At 41.6% G+C, this 15,551-nt stretch carries 15 protein-coding genes; 3 read left to right on the top strand and 12 right to left on the bottom strand.

Going from position 1 to position 15,551, the window contains the following annotated elements; genetic code table 11:
- Positions 1 to 428 precede the first annotated feature (428 nt).
- Positions 429 to 1,742 (top strand): transposase, encoded by a 1,314-nt coding sequence (locus tag E2L07_RS09790; protein WP_243854939.1) that lies wholly within the window; start codon positions 429 to 431, stop codon positions 1,740 to 1,742.
- Between the two features lie 282 nt (positions 1,743 to 2,024).
- Here the strand turns inward: E2L07_RS09790 and E2L07_RS09785 are convergent, their stop codons facing one another.
- From E2L07_RS09785 to E2L07_RS09775, 3 genes are all read right to left on the bottom strand, one after another.
- Positions 2,025 to 3,038, bottom strand: a complete 1,014-nt coding sequence (locus E2L07_RS09785; protein WP_010897983.1) for a thiamine pyrophosphate-dependent dehydrogenase E1 component subunit alpha — start codon at positions 3,036 to 3,038, stop codon at positions 2,025 to 2,027.
- A gap of 306 nt (positions 3,039 to 3,344) precedes the next feature.
- Entirely contained in the window at positions 3,345 to 4,118 is a 774-nt protein-coding gene (locus E2L07_RS09780; RefSeq protein ID WP_010897982.1) for a 5-oxoprolinase subunit PxpA, read from the bottom strand.
- A gap of 20 nt (positions 4,119 to 4,138) precedes the next feature.
- Positions 4,139 to 5,353, bottom strand: coding sequence for an NRAMP family divalent metal transporter (locus E2L07_RS09775; RefSeq protein ID WP_134229475.1), 1,215 nt, complete (start codon positions 5,351 to 5,353; stop codon positions 4,139 to 4,141).
- A gap of 86 nt (positions 5,354 to 5,439) precedes the next feature.
- On the opposite strand from E2L07_RS09775, the gene E2L07_RS09770 reads away from it, so the two are divergent.
- Positions 5,440 to 6,198 carry an IclR family transcriptional regulator gene (locus E2L07_RS09770; protein ID WP_010897980.1) on the top strand — a complete coding sequence of 253 codons (759 nt, stop codon included), beginning with the start codon at positions 5,440 to 5,442 and terminating at the stop codon, positions 6,196 to 6,198.
- 5 nt (positions 6,199 to 6,203) lie between these two features.
- Here E2L07_RS09770 and E2L07_RS09765 read toward each other — a convergent pair whose 3' ends face one another.
- From E2L07_RS09765 to E2L07_RS09745, 5 genes are all read right to left on the bottom strand, one after another.
- Positions 6,204 to 7,205, bottom strand: coding sequence for a 5-oxoprolinase subunit C family protein (locus E2L07_RS09765; RefSeq protein WP_041820523.1), 1,002 nt, complete (start codon positions 7,203 to 7,205; stop codon positions 6,204 to 6,206).
- Positions 7,202 to 7,921, bottom strand: coding sequence for a 5-oxoprolinase subunit PxpB (pxpB, locus tag E2L07_RS09760; RefSeq protein WP_134229474.1), 720 nt, complete (start codon positions 7,919 to 7,921; stop codon positions 7,202 to 7,204). The genes E2L07_RS09765 and pxpB overlap by 4 nt, the downstream gene beginning before the upstream one ends.
- A 342-nt stretch (positions 7,922 to 8,263) precedes the next feature.
- Entirely contained in the window at positions 8,264 to 8,578 is a 315-nt protein-coding gene (locus tag E2L07_RS09755; protein ID WP_134229473.1) for a hypothetical protein, read from the bottom strand.
- A 27-nt stretch (positions 8,579 to 8,605) separates the two neighbouring features.
- Positions 8,606 to 9,604 (bottom strand): helix-turn-helix transcriptional regulator, encoded by a 999-nt coding sequence (locus tag E2L07_RS09750; RefSeq protein WP_134229472.1) that lies wholly within the window; start codon positions 9,602 to 9,604, stop codon positions 8,606 to 8,608.
- A 152-nt stretch (positions 9,605 to 9,756) separates the two neighbouring features.
- Complete coding sequence (locus E2L07_RS09745) at positions 9,757 to 10,650, bottom strand: helix-turn-helix domain-containing protein (RefSeq protein ID WP_134229471.1); 894 nt, start codon at positions 10,648 to 10,650, stop codon at positions 9,757 to 9,759.
- 177 nt (positions 10,651 to 10,827) lie between these two features.
- Here E2L07_RS09745 and E2L07_RS21520 point away from each other — a divergent pair, with 177 nt between their 5' ends.
- The gene (locus E2L07_RS21520) at positions 10,828 to 10,953 is read left to right on the top strand and encodes a hypothetical protein (protein WP_010897974.1); all 126 of its coding nucleotides are present in this window, start codon (positions 10,828 to 10,830) and stop codon (positions 10,951 to 10,953) included.
- Positions 10,954 to 11,036: 83 nt separating this feature from the next.
- On the opposite strand, the gene E2L07_RS09740 is transcribed toward E2L07_RS21520, so the two are convergent.
- From E2L07_RS09740 to E2L07_RS09725, 4 genes are all read right to left on the bottom strand, one after another.
- Positions 11,037 to 12,197 (bottom strand): GNAT family N-acetyltransferase, encoded by a 1,161-nt coding sequence (locus E2L07_RS09740; protein ID WP_134229470.1) that lies wholly within the window; start codon positions 12,195 to 12,197, stop codon positions 11,037 to 11,039.
- A 75-nt stretch (positions 12,198 to 12,272) separates the two neighbouring features.
- Positions 12,273 to 13,250 carry an HD domain-containing protein gene (locus E2L07_RS09735; RefSeq protein WP_134229469.1) on the bottom strand — a complete coding sequence of 326 codons (978 nt, stop codon included), beginning with the start codon at positions 13,248 to 13,250 and terminating at the stop codon, positions 12,273 to 12,275.
- Positions 13,251 to 13,594: 344 nt separating this feature from the next.
- Positions 13,595 to 14,410, bottom strand: coding sequence for a TPM domain-containing protein (locus E2L07_RS09730; protein ID WP_166740053.1), 816 nt, complete (start codon positions 14,408 to 14,410; stop codon positions 13,595 to 13,597).
- The gene (locus E2L07_RS09725; RefSeq protein WP_134229467.1) at positions 14,407 to 15,483 is read right to left on the bottom strand and encodes a TFIIB-type zinc ribbon-containing protein; all 1,077 of its coding nucleotides are present in this window, start codon (positions 15,481 to 15,483) and stop codon (positions 14,407 to 14,409) included. The genes E2L07_RS09730 and E2L07_RS09725 overlap by 4 nt, the downstream gene beginning before the upstream one ends.
- Positions 15,484 to 15,551: the final 68 nt, after the last annotated feature.

Genomic DNA, 15,551 nt, shown 5'->3' with positions numbered 1-15,551 from the left:
GAGCCACAGGACAAATTTCTGTAACCCTTGATATTACTGATTCCATTCAATTTGCTACTATAGATGTGTTCCCATACCTTTTTACGTGATCAAGTTCTTTATGTTTTGTCAAACCTCAATTTTAGCGATTTTTGGCCATAATCAGCCATTTCACCATATCGTCATTCTAGTTATTTACAGGATTTTTATGGAAAACGGAAACTTTGATCATTCAGGCAAAAAGAAAAGCCATAATGGTGCTCCTTTGGTAGAATAGAAGTATCTAGCAACTATCACGAAAGGAGTTCATTATGACTACCTCTATCATACCAAAATCTTATTCAAATGTAATCTATCTTCAACCTTCTTTTTCATTTACAGAAGATTCATTTTCTTCTTTACGTCACCTTCCTTATGTTAAATTAGGGTTGGAGTTTCCTTGGGAGGAGGTGTTCTCTCCCATTGAACAAGAATTTCTCCAAGCACGGTTTGAATATCATTTTAAAAAACGAACTTCAACGGATGCAGCCCCATCTTCAACAGAATTATTTCCAGATATTCCACAGGACTTGAGCACATTGCCTACGAGATCTGCCAAAGGACGAAAAGGAGTGAACTTTTATGCTTTATTAAAAGCTTTCCTCTTGGCTCCACTCCTCTATGTGGAAGTAATGGTTTCCAGTGTACACCTTCAAGTTATTGGGAACTCTGACTTCCGGATGGTCTGTGGTTTTGATACACGACCATCCTTGAAAACATTTGAACGTTTTGATCAGATCATGATTGAAAACGGACTTTGGGAGAAAGCTCGGCAACTTATGGTGAGCTACAATCTTTTTCACGGTATCGTAGGAAAAGAAGAACAACTCGCTGTAGATACCACCCATGTAGATGCGGAAGCCACTGTCCATAAAATGAAGAAATGTAGCCATTCTGAGCCATGTCATTGCCCAAAGATTCCTACGGATGATAACGTAGGCGTGATGAGAAAAAGCAATACCGTCACGTACATTGCACATAAAATCTCCTTGGTCTGTGGTGTAGAGTCTGAACTTCCTTTGTCCAGAAGTGTGTTTAAAGGAGACGAACATGATGCAAAAACACTAGAACCCACTTTGGAAAAGGTAACGGAAGATCTTCCTGAAGAGTTCCTAAAAACAGTGCAATACGTGAGCGCAGATGGGATTTATCAATCAGCGGACAATCAACAACACACAAAATCCATTCTTAAAGCAAAGCTATTGGCTCCCATAAATCCACGTAAAATTCAAGATAAAGCACTTGAATCTTGTGGCATGACCAAGCTGGATAGGTATGGTGTTCCTCATTGTATTAGTGGCCATAAGTTACAATTGAAAGGGTTGGATGAAGCAAAAGAACACTATGTTTGGACTTGCCCAGTCTTTGATCCAAAATACAAGCAAGAAGGACTTTCCTGTTCGAATGAACAGCATATTCAATGCTGTAATGGCGCGAAAACTGGTAGAACGCTTCGTATCCATCAATCGATGACACCACAAATTGATACGGAGTTCCCACAACACCTCCAATCGTTCAAAAAGAAATACGCAGAACGAACTGCGATAGAGCGTGTTATTGGAATTGCCAAAGACGGACTTAGTATGCGAAGAGTACATAAAAGAGGTCGCTTGGCAGTCGAAGCTCATGTCGATCGATGTATGATCACTGCACATGCCTTGGCTTATATGTCTGTTCAAGGAACTGGGCAACTATATCGAGGCTGGACGAAATTATCGGCATAATAGAGAATCCACTTAAAACCAATATATGGAAATTATCCATCCATACAACCTCAAGGGGATAGTCTGCCCTTTTTTAATATAATTTCAAAAAAATGTAAACTCACTCTCCGCTCTTAGCCTAATTTAATTTTTTTCTACGCTAGTTCTTCTGTAAAAATCGCTATCAACCAAGCAGAAATTAATTTTGTCCGGACGCTCCTAATAAGATGACATGTTCATCTTGACGCATCGCTAATTGCATGGCTTCATTAATAGCATTCGACATGCTGATTTTTCTTGTCATTATCCGTTCCTCCCTTCGTGATCGTAAGAAACATACACATCAGTTAACAGCTCTTCTGGTTGTGGATAGTCACTCGCGTTTGCAAAATCTACTGCTCGATCGACCGACTGTTCCACCTCGTGTCGTACCGTTTGGATCGCTTCTTCCGTCAGGAGATTATTGCTTAGCGCATACTTTTCGAAAAGTGTAATGGCATCCCGTTCTTCCGTGTGCTCCTCTTTCTCTCTACCTGTTTTGTACGTTTGTGCATCGCCTTCAAAATGACCGTAGTTGCGGTAAGTTATACATTCAATTAACGTCGGCCCTTCTCCTCGACGGGCTCGCTCAACTGCTTCACGTGCAACCTCATAGACAGCGACCACATCTTTGCCGTCCACTTTGACACCTGGTATGTTGTAACCTTTTGCGCGATCAGTAATCTGTTCACAAGCAGAAGCATAATGGAAAGGTGTCGCTTCTCCATAGCCGTTATTTTCCGCGACGAATACAACGGGTAAATCCCATATTGCGGCTAAGTTAATCCCTTCATGAAACGTACCTTGGTTGTTCGCCCCATCTCCAAAAAAGCAGACGGCGACTCCTCCGGTCTGTTTAAATTTCGCTGTTAAGGCAGCCCCGGCTGCAAGGGTAAAGCCGCCACCAACAATTCCATTAGCTCCGAGCATCCCTCGATCTAAATCGGCGATATGCATGGAACCTCCTTTTCCTTTACAAAGGCCTGTGCTTTTACCGTAAATCTCAGCCATCATCCCATCCAGTTCACACCCTTTTGCAATACAGTGACCGTGCCCCCGGTGTGTGCTCGTAATGTAATCGTTGTGATCTAAATGAGCGCATAGACCAACAGCAATCGCTTCTTCACCTGCATACAGATGAACAAATCCTGGAATCTCTCCTTTAGAAAAAATGTCATGGACTCGATCCTCAAACATTCTGATCTCCACCATTTTTTGATAAATCCACCTCGCCTTCTCACTTGTCATTGTTGGACTTGTCTGTTCCACTGTCTTCATCTTTATCACCTCACCTTTTTATGAAGCGCTTTCAAAAAAGTGCTTCTACATTTTGTTTCTTGCAAAAGTTGTGCCAACAATAAAGCCTGCATCTCTACAGGCTTTTACAAAACTAGCAACACTGTTACGTCTCACATTGTCTATAAATGTTCCGATTTGTTCACACGTTCAAGATACTAAAAGAGTGCTCTCAAAGAAGAGATCACTAATGGCTTAACTACAAAAGGTTTCTATACTCTAGTACTGTTCTTTACCGTTCTTAAAAGTAAAAAAGACTCCACCTTTGTGGAATCTTCCAAACGGTTGTCATTTAAATAAAAAATCGCTAACCTTTGTGACCGTCACACCTTCTACCTGTAATTGTGCGTGCAATCGCTCAATAAATGAAAGGGCGGTTGGACTATCACCATGTACGCAAATCGTATCTGCCTCAATCGGAATGTGACTTCCGTCGACAGCGATTACCTTGCTTTCTTTCACCATTTGAATCACTTGTTCGGTCGCTCGTTCACTTTCTTTGATCAGGGCATTCGCTTCACTCCTCGGCGTCAGTGTGCCATCGGGTTGGTACGTACGGTCAGCGAACACTTCATTGGCAACGGTTAGACCGAGCTTTTTCCCAGCCTTTATTAACTCACTTCCGGAAAGACCAAATAAAATTAAGCTAGGATCAATATCGTAAATGGCCTCGGCAATCGCCTCGGCGATCACGCGGTCTTTCGCTGCCATATTATAAAGAGCCCCATGAGGCTTCACATGCTGCATCCGTACACGATGCAACTGGCAAAAACCGTTTAGTGCAGCGACTTGGTACACGATAAAGTTGTAAATATCTTTATGATCTGTTTGGATGTTTCGTCTGCCAAACCCGAGTAAATCGGGAAAGCCAGGATGAGCGCCAATTCCCATTCCCTTGTCAGCCGCGAGCTTGACCGTACGCGCCATGACATTGTGATCTCCAGCATGGTAGCCACAAGCAATGTTGGCAGAAGTCACATGTTCAAGGACACGATCATCCTGACCAATCGTATATGCGCCAAAGCTTTCACCAAGATCACTATTCAAATCTACACGCTGCATTTTCGCTTCACCTCTTTAAGTTAAAATAGCTGTGGTATCATTTGCATCAATGTGCGAATACCTAAAAATAGCGTGAGTATGACAACGATGGCCCCCAAAATCGTTAGCCAGATCGGATGGTTATAATCACCTACAATCTTTTTCTGATGGGCAGCAAGCAAAATGCAGCCAAGTGTTAATGGCAAGATCAACCCGTTAAAGGCCCCGGCTAACACGAGTAGAGTGACTGGTTGTCCAACAAGAGCGAAGACTGATGTGGAAAAGACAATGAACCCGATCGTCCAATAGTTTTTGTTTCGCTCAATACTCGGATGAAAGGTCGTCAAAAAGCTCACGGACGTATACGCAGCCCCAATGACAGAAGTAATTCCAGCCGCCCAGAACACGAGACCGAACAAACGGTAGCCGATTTCTCCGGCCGCATGCTTAAACACATCTGCCGTAGGGTTGTCTGGGTTGAGTGTATACCCCGCAACAACGACACCTAAAATCGCTAGAAACAAAATAATCCGCATGACAGAGGCGACGACAATTCCTGATATCGCTGTATTCGTTACTTGCCGTAAATTTTCCTTTCCCGATATCCCTGCTTCTAATAAACGGTGACCACCAGCGAACGTAATATAACCGCCAACCGTACCACCAACTAGAGTTACAATCGCAAGAAAATCAATTTCAAGTGGAACAACGGAACGAACAAGCGCTTCACCGTACGGTGGCTTACTTACGATCATCACATATGCTGTTAGCAAAATCATGAGAGCCCCAAGATAACGGACAATTTTATCCATAGCCACTTGGGCTTCCTTTAATAGAAAAATAATAATACAAATAACTCCTGTTAAAATAGCTCCCACCGTTGGGCTTATCCCAAGCAATGCATTCGAGCCAAGTCCCCCTCCAGCAACGTTTCCGATGTTAAACGCTAATCCACCAAGGATAATGAAAAAAGCAACAACATATCCGAGCCCAGGCAAAACGGTATTGGCAATGTCTTGACCTTTCATTTTCGTTACGGCAATGATGCGCCATATGTTCAGCTGTGCCCCGATGTCGAGGATAATCGATGCGAGGATAACAAAAGCAAAGCTAGCAAGTAACTGTTCAGTAAATACGGCCGTTTGGGTCAAAAAGCCCGGTCCAATGGCTGAAGTAGCCATGAGAAACGTGGCTCCCATCATCGCGGTCAACCTTCGTTTCTTTGTCAATTCTTTTTCCATAAGCTCTTGTTTCATTCATTTCACCCTTTCGCTAGTTGTCTAGACAGTCTCTATTCCGTTTAGTAGAATGATAAGTAATGATCATTCTTCGGAGGCATACAATGCAAGAAAAAAATAAAACCGTAATTAAATCCATGAACCTCCTTAACCTCTTTCGTACCTATCCAACCCTCACCCTACAAGAGATGGTAAAACAATCAGGGATGCCCAAAACATCCGTTCACCGTATGATCAATTCTTTGGAAGAAATGGGCTTTCTTCAGAAAAGACATGATGGAGCCTACGAGCTAGGTGTCGTGTTCCTAGAGTTGGGTCAATTGGTTTCAGATAGGCTGGATCTTCGTCAAGTAGCCTTCCCTATTATGGAAGCGTTGCGCAATCAAGTGGAAGAGGCCGTTCACCTCACAGTTCGCGATGGCGACGAGGCCATCTATATCGAAAAGCTGGACACGCTACATCCAGTGCGTCTTTTTACAAAGGTGGGACGACGGGCACCATTATATGCCGGAGCATGTCAAAGAGTGATTCTTTCTTTTTTACCAGAGCAGGAGCAAACAGCTTATCTAGAGCGTGTTGAGCTAATACCATTAGCTGACGGGACAATTACCGATAAGCTCCTATTAAAAGAGCGTATTTCCGAAACGCAACAAACGGGTGTTGCGATCAGTCATTCAGAATTGGAAAACAATACGACAGCAATCGCCGCCCCAATTTATGATCATTCTGGAACGATTGTTGCCGGTATTAGCATCGCAGGTCCTGACATTCGTGTCACAGAGGAGCGTTTATCTACGTTGAAGGTGACTCTGAAAAATGCAGCGAAGAGCATTTCCAAGCAATTAGGCTGGCTTGCAACATAAATAATTTAGCGTGTTTGTAAATAAATGCTTGTCTTAAGCTCGTTAAATTCACGTGCTCGTCGTATGTATAGTCGCTCTGCCTCTTTTAGCGACGCTTGTTGAAAACGAATGGCTGCTCCAGGCTTGGCTTGTGCAATAATCGGTAAATCCACGGCAATGACATGGGCGATTCGAGGATAGCCCCCTGTTGTCTGCCGATCAGCCATCAAAATGATTGGGTTTCCGTCAGCAGGCACTTGAATCGTCCCAACCGAAATCGGTTCCGAGATTAACTCCTGTTCTTCTAGACGTTCAAGAGTTGGGCCTTTCAAACGATAACCCATCCGATCCGATTTTGAAGTAACCTGAAACGTTTCGGAAAAAAACTTATGCTGACTAGCCTCTGAGAACTGTTCATAATGTGAACCAACGGTTACCCGTACCACCTTTTCGGCTCCATCCCTACTCCGTTGCGAAGATACGACGCTCCATTTAGTTGTCGCGAACGAATGGACGATTCCCTTTTGACATGTTTTCACTAGTCTTTCTGTCTGCTCCGGTGGAGCTCCGCATATAAGTTCATCTCCTTCGACTAACGCCCTTCCTTGAAAACCACCAATTTTTGCACGAAGATAGGTACTCCTGCTGTTCATGACCTTTGGTACATCGATTCCGCCGCCAATCGCTAAATAGGATCGGCAGCCTGTTTTACAACGTCCAAAAGATAGAACGGCTCCTTTTTTTACAAATACAGGACGATACATCGGTACGGAGTGGCCGTCAATCGTAGGAGACAAGTCCCCACCTGTCATCGCGATCAGCTGATCAGACGTAAATTGAATCGTCGGACCGATAAATGTCATTTCTAAAAGTGCCGCTTTTTCATCATTCCCGACAAGTAGGTTGGCCATTCGGTGAGCATATTCATCCATCGGGCCACTAACAATGACACCGTACTTTAAATACCCCGTTCGACCAAGGTCTTGAATCGTAGTTAACAGACCTGGTCGAAAAATTGTCATGCTCATGCCTCCTCACCTTCCAAACGAATAAATTCTTTCTCTGTAATTGGTTGAAAGCGAACAAAGTCCCCCGCCTGCAAAAGACTTGGTTGTTTTGCTGTTGGTCGAAATAAAGAGAGTGGGGTTTTTCCAATGATTTGCCAACCTCCAGGTGTGTCAATGGAATAAACACCTGTTTGTTCGCCAGCAATCCCGACAGAACCAGCTGGTATAAGCGTCCGCGGTTCCTTCCTCCGAGGAGCTGCGATTCGCTTTGACATTCCCCCTAAATAAGGAAATCCAGGAGCAAAGCCGATCATATACACTAAATATTCCTTGCTCGCATGTATATTCACAACCTCTTCTAGGCTAAGCTGATTATGCTGAGCAACCTCCTTTAAATCCGGGCCATAGCTCCCTCCATAGCACACAGGTATTTCTATGATATTTCGTTTCTTCACCGTTCCTTCGTTCATCTGTTTGAGCTTTTCGTTAACAAGTTCTCGAACAACTTGGAATGCTGTGGAACCATGATCGATCAAGGGCGCTATTTTTAAAATATCGTAATAAACCGCAACACTCGTATAGGATGGTACACATTCAAGCATCCCTAGAAATGGCTGCGTTTCAAGCAAGGTCATAAAGGCATCCACTTTTCGCTGAACATGAGGATCTATCTCTTTTCCAAATTGAACCAGCAAAGCCGACTCTCCTAGTGGAAGAATCTTTACTGTACTTTTCATTTGAATGTAAACCGCCCCCTTTGTTCTGATATTCAGAACAATAGTCCGAATAATAGTTTTTCACTATTATAAATCATACAAAAATAAAAACACAAGAAAAACAAGCGATAAAAGATGCTGGTAGACTTACGACTTTGATTCTTAATGTAAGCAATCACCTTTATAGTAGACTCCAGAAAAGTTTTATCTTCATTGTGGCACGCCCTATAGACGTTCGTTATTGAATGATAAGCAGAAACATTTACCCTCCCCGTTTTAACAATATACCTTCGGGTAACCATTTGTTTAAATCCTGCATACAAAAAGGCGATGCCCAATTGACATCACCTTTCCCTTGAATGGTTATCCATGTGATTTCCACATTTTCTCCAATTTTCGATTCATCTCTCGTTTTACCCAATAAGTATGGTCCTTATCGATTATGAGCGGAATGAACGCCCAAAACCCTTTGTCATGAAACTGATCAATAACATCTAGCAAGTGCTCTTCCTCTTGACTATACGTATTCACTTTTCCATTCCGTCCATAACATGAGTAAATCCATTTGTATTGCCTGTCAGCTTCATCTCTCTCCTCCGTCTCTTGCTCCGTAGCTGTAAACAACGTCACCGTTTCATGATCGCGAACGAATATACCAACCTTTTCCCAGCGTTCCATATGATCCCCCTCTATCGAACTTTATTGTCATGAATTTGCTAACAATCGATATTGATCTATAATCGCCGTTGCTTCCCGTTGAATTTCTTCTGCAAGCTTAGGTGGATGAATCACTTTCACCTTTCCACCTAAAGAAAAGAGCCAATCCATCAATCCTTTGTCTATGACAGCCTTCGTTGCCAAGAGAAAGCGCTCATCCGTTAACGGTTGAATCGTTACATCAAGACCTAAACAATCGAATACGTCTTGCAAGGAATCTAGGTGACATTCAAGCTGCAAGTCTTCTTTCTCTTCTGTCATTACAGAAGAGTGGGTGTGAAGCCATTCCATAAGATCAAACTTTTCAGGCCATGTGAAAAGTGCACCTGTTCGTTCCACATGATACATTTGATCGACCCGTTCATAACGAATCAGACCTTCTTCTTCGTCTTCCCCAATTAAATAATACCTCTGATCATCCCAGATAAGTGCATATGATTTTAATGTATAAAAACGCCCATTTTCACGCAGCGTAAATTCTTTCGTAAGATTGTGTTGCCCATACTGATAGCGAATGATGTCACCGTGTTTAATCACATCATGGAGTAAGTGAACGGTCTTCATGAGCTCTTGAACGTCCCTACTCCCTCGATCTGGCTGTACCACTAGTCGGTTATCCAAATGTTCTGCTAGCCTATGACTCGTTAGCTTTTTTAATTTGTTAATCATTTGCTCAGTCTCTTCTTTGCTGATGAACGACGCGGTCGTAAGAGCATCTGCCAAGAGGCGCAGTTCCTGAATGGTAAATAATTTCGTTCGATGTTGGTACGTTTTCTCTACTCCGTTCTTTTCTTGTTTGACCACAATTGGAAATAATCCAGAATCTTTAAGGGTATTTAAGTCATCACGCAACGTTTTTTTATTGACTTCCGTACCTTTGACAGCATGAAGCTTTGTCATAATTTGCTCAAGAGTTAACTCATTCTCCTCATCGGTCTCTTTTTGCAAGATGTCTTGTACATATAATAATCGCTCTTTGTTGTTCAAATCCCCTCACCTCATTTCTATAACCCCTAACTATTTTTCATCCCCTCTTTCTATATATCGGACAGTTTTTCAAAGAGATCGAGTGAAAATAAGAAAAACCTTTCCCTGTCGTAAACATAAGAAAAGGTTTTTTGCTTTATGGTGTTAGCCTTTTAGCTAACTGTCATTTCTAGCGATTTTTGCAGTTTTTTGATCTCCTTATCTGCAATGTTAGCAAACAACTCGTTGTCCTGAATGTCGAAAATCATTTTTGCTTTTTCTAAAAACTTCACTGCTTCTTTTTTTCGTCCAAGATCAATCAAGTTTTGCCCTTTTTGATAATGGAATTCTCCGAATGAATATAAAAATCCATGCTGCTTACAAAGAATAATGCCTTTGTTACACAAATCAATTGCTTCCTTATATCTCTTAACATTGTTTCGGTTTAACGAATAATTAAATAAAAATCGAAGTTGAATTTTTCGATCGGATAGATAGTTTAATGCCTTTAAAGAATCATTGATGTCTTTGTAGATTTTTGTCGAGAGATTGTATTTCTTCTCTGAGTCATGAAAGTTAGCGAGACTAATCAAAATTTCAATTTCCCGCTCAGAATAAGAATTCCCTTCTTTATGAGTAAGTTTAAGTGCTTCTTCAATCGCTTCCACTGCTTCGTTATATCTTTTGTTTAGAGAATATTCACAAATCGCTTCATGCCACAATAAAAATTGCAAATATTTGCTGTTGTTAAAAATCGGATTTTTCTGTTCTGTCTTAATAATGTTAAGTGCTTCCTCATAATTGTGCTCTTGCACTTGTTTCCGTATTTGGTACTGTACTTCCAAAATATAATCTAAGGAATTGTCATGCGTTTCCAAGAAATAATCTGCTGGGGCTCCGAGCTTTTTGGCAATATTAAAAAAGACATCAACTGTAGGCGTCGTTTTGTTTTTTTCAATATGACTGATTAACGCTTGAGTGCAAATCCCTTCAGCTAAATCGCGCTGTGATAACCCTAAGGACTGTCTAAGCGTCTTAATTTTATGTCCAACCGATAATGTCTCCATAATAGCCCTCCAAGTAAAAATTAATATATTAATAAGCCCATACAAGAGAACTAGATAATTCCGTAATTTGGTTTAGAAATCGCGTAAAAACCCTGTATTTTCATTCTTTTCGCTTTTTTTTTCCACCCATTTTTCGTTTATACTAATTGTAAACCTACACGAAAGGGGAAATACTTCATGAAAATGGTAAAAGGTTTATTTGTTGCGACATTAGTTTTAGGTGTATTTACGATTGGCTCCTTTGATGCTGTGAGCCAAGATGTTATTACTTCTCTTGGAAACAACTTGCCTTATATGCATTAATTATATTTTCATCCGCCGTACAATACGTGCGGTTTTTTAGGCAAAGCGATGGTTACTGCAAGGGAGCTCCCTTGCAGTAACGTTTAGAAGAAGTCAAAAAGTAACGGACGCCTTCTTGGAATCATCCGCGCAAGCCGTTCAATTTCCCCCTCTGGGCCGTTTACAGCTTCAATTGCTAAAAGATCAATCACTGTTTTGTATCCGAATAAAAGCGCACTTAAATGATTTATTTCAATGACTACCGCTCGGTTCCCTGCAAATTCATCCACTTTCGTACAAGTGCCCTCCGTCAATTTAAATACCCCTCGATTCCATGGTGCTTGTTTATCCAAAACATGCAAAAACAACGGTTCGTCATTCTCTTTCAATAAAAATGGACATTGTGTTAAAAAACGCTGAACATCCACAATCCTCACCATGCCGAAGGGCTTTTGTTCAATGCGCTCTTTGACGTGCAAGCAAGTATATAGCAGTGGATCATGTTCTTGTAACGTAATGGTAATCGTTTGTACCATTGAATCGTGTTGACAAATAAAATTCCATAATCCTAGCCGAGCCTCATGTTGGAGGGCTACAAACTCATCTATGATCATCTTTGCGTCTTTCACTTGATAAAGAATATACCCAGTAGGGCTTCCTTCTTTAGTATAATAAATGGCTATTTCACAATCGTTTACGACCTTCTGTTGCCACCAAGAGTCCTTGCGATCAAGTATCCCTGAATACGTTTTTGCATATTCATCGTAAATCGTACGAAGCTCTGCAAGCGTAGCCTTAGCGGTACGTCGCCTCATATATCCTGAGGGCTCCTCCATAAGAACTAGCTCCTTAACTGAAAAGTCAACCGAAACATAATAAGAAAAAAGCTCCCAGCCATACTTTCGGTAAAATGGGATTGAAAAAGGGTGGAGGATCGAAACGGATTGACCATTGCGCCTCATCTCTCGTAATGAGTGAAGCAGCAAATCTTTAACAAAACCTTGACGCCTATATTCAGGATACGTTGCGACACCAGCAATACCACCCATCTCTATTTTCTGACCATTAAACCATATTTGGAATGGATAAATATGTAGCTTTGCTGCCAATTGTTCATCATGAAAAATACCGTAAATGTCTTGTTCCTTTAAAATAATCGCACGTTCTTGTCTCTCGCTTTGGGTCAATGGATATTGAAAAGCATAGCTTGATAGATTAAGAACTTCGTCATAGTGAGATTCATTCAACTGTATAATGGCCATCATCTCATCACCCTACTTCTTTCCCTTTAATTACCTGCTATCATTTATTATACCCTTCAATAAGTTTAAACTATGACCTTACGAGGACAAAACCTCCACATAAGCCCCTCGATCCGCTCGTCTCTGAGCTTCTTCATTCCACTTTTTCACCTGTTTAGAGAGTGAGGATATTCGTTGAAATGTTCCATCTAGATACACATGAGGATCAATTAGCCGGAGCTTGTTCGTTTTATGAATATGGTAGTGATTTTCATTTTCGCGAACGTTAACGTGTGGATGGAGGGTAGCAAGCTGCTTTTGGATCGAGTCATCGTTCAATCGTTGTAATTGCTCCATGAGTTCTTCGTCTGTTTTTAAAAAGTCATCTAGGCCTAGTGCTTTTCGTTCAACGGCACTCTTTAGCACTGATGTTAAAACAGACGAACCGTATACGTTCAATGGATCTAAAAAGAAATCAATCACTTCCTTGTAGTATGCTCTTACAAACCACTCAGCCCCTGCAACAGAAGACGTGCTAATGATTCCATCTACAACAATCAAATTAGCGATAAAATCATCCACTTCTTGTTTGTTAATATGACCATAAGTGTATAAATCCCGAAGTGTATAATCGATTCGATCAGCACATAGAGACGGTGAGGGTTGCTCTAGTAAAGTCCAGCACGAATGATTAAGGACGATTCGTTCTAAGTCAAAGCCGTACTTGTCTAAAATGTGTGGAATCTCGGAAGCCCGTATCACTTGCTCGTAAATTTGCTCGTGATAGTCTTCCTCCTCTTCCGCTAATACATAATCAATCACATGGGAAAAAGCGGTATGAGAGACATCATGGAGTAACCCGGCGATTTGCTCTTCAAGAGAGCCTCCTAACTTCCGAATAAGGAGCATGACCCCAATCGAATGCTCAAAGCGAGTCACATTCCATGATGGTTTTACTAAATAGCACGCTCCACCCTGATGAATACCTTTTAATCGTTGTACTGGCGCTGAATCGATCAGCTCCGAAATGACAGGTTCTACCGTATACGTACCATAAATGGAATCTACTAATTTCATTTTACTCCTCCTCATCATTAATCATTCGCCATTCACTCGTACCACTCCTTCATTTTACCAATTTATTCCCTGTTAACAAAGCGTGAATCTTTTTTATTAAACTTTTAGCTGGTTTTGACTAATGGTTGAGACATCCTGCATTTTACGAATACAACATCCGCCAATCATCGAAGCCATCAAAAGAAAAATACCTGAACCGAAACACATGATTTCTAAAAGTTTACGAAGCAAGACAACAAGCACGAAAAACAGAAATCTATCACGATCATTTTGATACAAAAGTGGCACACGAAAAAACCTTGAAAACTTAAGCCTTCAAGGTTTTGAAACCTAAAATCATTCTATTAAAACTTTCGTCCACGGCCACCATATGATCGGCCACTACTAGAGCTTCGGACCGTCGATCGTCCTGGACGCGACCCGCTAGAGGACTGCGTCTGAATTCTCCGCTTTGTCACTTTCGTATTGTAGTGGCGATCCTCGTGTCGAATCAACCGAAACGAATCTTTTAACAAATAAGTTCCCTTACTTATACTAGACGTGCTTCGATTTTTCGTTGCCATTCCCCCGACAACCAGCAACCCGATTACGCTCGAAATACCAAGGTATACTAATAATTTATAGGCTAAGCTCGTTTCGGTTTTTTCGCTTACTACTACTGTGTGTTGGCCCGCAGGTATTCCTTGTTGAACGTATTCGTTGACCCCTGTTAAGAAAAACTCCACCGCAGAGGTGTAATTCTGTTCAGATAAATAAGGATAGATGTCATCCAAAACTAAGTCCAGTCGTTGATCTGTTAAATATTTGCTCCCGAGCCCGCTCGTCAATATAAAGACTTCCCGACCGTCCATGTCAATGAGAAGAAGGACACTGTCTTCACCATCCTCGTAACCTAAATCATGCTCGTCAAAAAAGTCCATTGCATTTTCCTCAGCTGTTTTCCCAGCATTGTCATCGATCGTAACTACGGCAATATCCAATTGAACCTGTTCTGAAAGTGTTGTTGCTTGCTGCTCCAAATCATCCCGTTCTGAATCAGTAAAGAGCTTAGCATGATCATAAACATGAGGCGTGGCACTGTTTACCGGATTCGAGAATGTAATAAGTAACATAATGGCGATACCCATACGATAAAATAGCTTCATGACCACATTACTCATAATACCCATCCTCCAATTAACATCGTGAGAAACGACGCTCCGGTAACAATCCCGAACCATGCAGCAGCTCGTTTCATACTAATTGGGAGGTTTCTGGAAATTTTTCCTGTTTGCCCGTTCATCGCAAAGACGTACGTCTTGCCTTTGTATTGGTATGTGAACATCCAGACAGGGAGCAATACATAGGTCGCATCAACTTTCTTAATATTAAACGATGAATCTTTGATCGAAACACTCCCATACCCCTTGATCGTTTGCCGAAGCAGAGAGCTTGTATGCTGCCGGATGACATCCGATATTCGACCGTACACATCATTTTGATTGAGATCATACTTTTCCGCTAGATAGCCCGATAAATAAGACATGGAAAAATCCTTTAAATCTGCATAATCATAAGGTTCAAGTCCACCCATGAGCTTCTCATCCATTTTTGTTGAACCATCAGCAGGGACTTTTCGATAATCTGCTTTCCCTTCTCTGATCACTCGATAATATTTTGTTTCTGTGTAACGCATATTTCCTCGAGTATACGATCGTGATTTCGTTGCTTCTGCATCAATGCTCCCTAATGTATCGCAATCAAAGAGCCAAAAAGGGACATAAATTCCCGATAATTTCTCGAGTTGCGAAGGCAATGTAAAGTATTTGGACAAAAGGGGTTTTTTGTTACACCATTGAACGAACGATTCTTCCGCTTGTTCTTTCGTAATTTGAAAAGGAATCACTTGTGCTGGGCGATAGTCTCCTGATAATTGTCCGGGAATGATCGTCGGATTATGACAGTAGTAACAAAAAGTTGCAGCCGTCGTTTCCTCCGTTACAATTTCCGCCCCGCAGCTTTTGCAGCTATAACTCTTCGATTTTTCTACAAATTCAATCTCTTGTCCCTTCTCTTTTTCGAATGTTTCTGTATCCATTTCTGCCACTGCTTGTGACTTTTGCTCATCCTCAAAGCGCTTCATGTCCTCTGCACTAAAATCGCTTAAACAGTATTCACACTCCCTCTTTTGAGACTCTGCCTTGAATTCCAGTGGCCCACCACAATTTAAACATTTATAGACAATGACCCCCAAAGTACGCCCCTCCTATTCATGATTAAAATCATCAAACCGCTAATCATTAAACGATTGGCCGCATTCTG

Source organism: Halalkalibacterium halodurans (assembly GCF_004376175.1).
In the GTDB taxonomy this organism is placed as follows: Bacteria; Bacillota; Bacilli; order Bacillales; family Bacillaceae_D; genus Halalkalibacterium; species Halalkalibacterium halodurans.
The sequence above is the reverse complement of the archived record's forward strand: the minus strand, read 5'-3'. Positions and strand labels throughout refer to the sequence as shown.

What these genes read in the sequence shown, in the direction of transcription:
- E2L07_RS09775 (WP_134229475.1), bottom strand. Translation starts at nt 5,353, where the DNA reads ATGAAACAAGAGCTTATGGAAAAAGAATTGACAAAGAAACGAAGGTTG.
- E2L07_RS09730 (WP_166740053.1), bottom strand. Translation starts at nt 14,410, where the DNA reads ATGAGTAATGTGGTCATGAAGCTATTTTATCGTATGGGTATCGCCATT.
- E2L07_RS09740 (WP_134229470.1), bottom strand. Translation starts at nt 12,197, where the DNA reads ATGATGGCCATTATACAGTTGAATGAATCTCACTATGACGAAGTTCTT.
- E2L07_RS09745 (WP_134229471.1), bottom strand. Translation starts at nt 10,650, where the DNA reads ATGGAGACATTATCGGTTGGACATAAAATTAAGACGCTTAGACAGTCC.
- pxpB (WP_134229474.1), bottom strand. Translation starts at nt 7,921, where the DNA reads ATGAAAAGTACAGTAAAGATTCTTCCACTAGGAGAGTCGGCTTTGCTG.
- E2L07_RS09785 (WP_010897983.1), bottom strand. Translation starts at nt 3,038, where the DNA reads ATGAAGACAGTGGAACAGACAAGTCCAACAATGACAAGTGAGAAGGCG.
- E2L07_RS09770 (WP_010897980.1), top strand. Translation starts at nt 5,440, where the DNA reads ATGCAAGAAAAAAATAAAACCGTAATTAAATCCATGAACCTCCTTAAC.
- E2L07_RS21520 (WP_010897974.1), top strand. Translation starts at nt 10,828, where the DNA reads ATGAAAATGGTAAAAGGTTTATTTGTTGCGACATTAGTTTTAGGTGTA.
- E2L07_RS09780 (WP_010897982.1), bottom strand. Translation starts at nt 4,118, where the DNA reads ATGCAGCGTGTAGATTTGAATAGTGATCTTGGTGAAAGCTTTGGCGCA.
- E2L07_RS09755 (WP_134229473.1), bottom strand. Translation starts at nt 8,578, where the DNA reads ATGGAACGCTGGGAAAAGGTTGGTATATTCGTTCGCGATCATGAAACG.
- E2L07_RS09735 (WP_134229469.1), bottom strand. Translation starts at nt 13,250, where the DNA reads ATGAAATTAGTAGATTCCATTTATGGTACGTATACGGTAGAACCTGTC.
- E2L07_RS09765 (WP_041820523.1), bottom strand. Translation starts at nt 7,205, where the DNA reads ATGAGCATGACAATTTTTCGACCAGGTCTGTTAACTACGATTCAAGAC.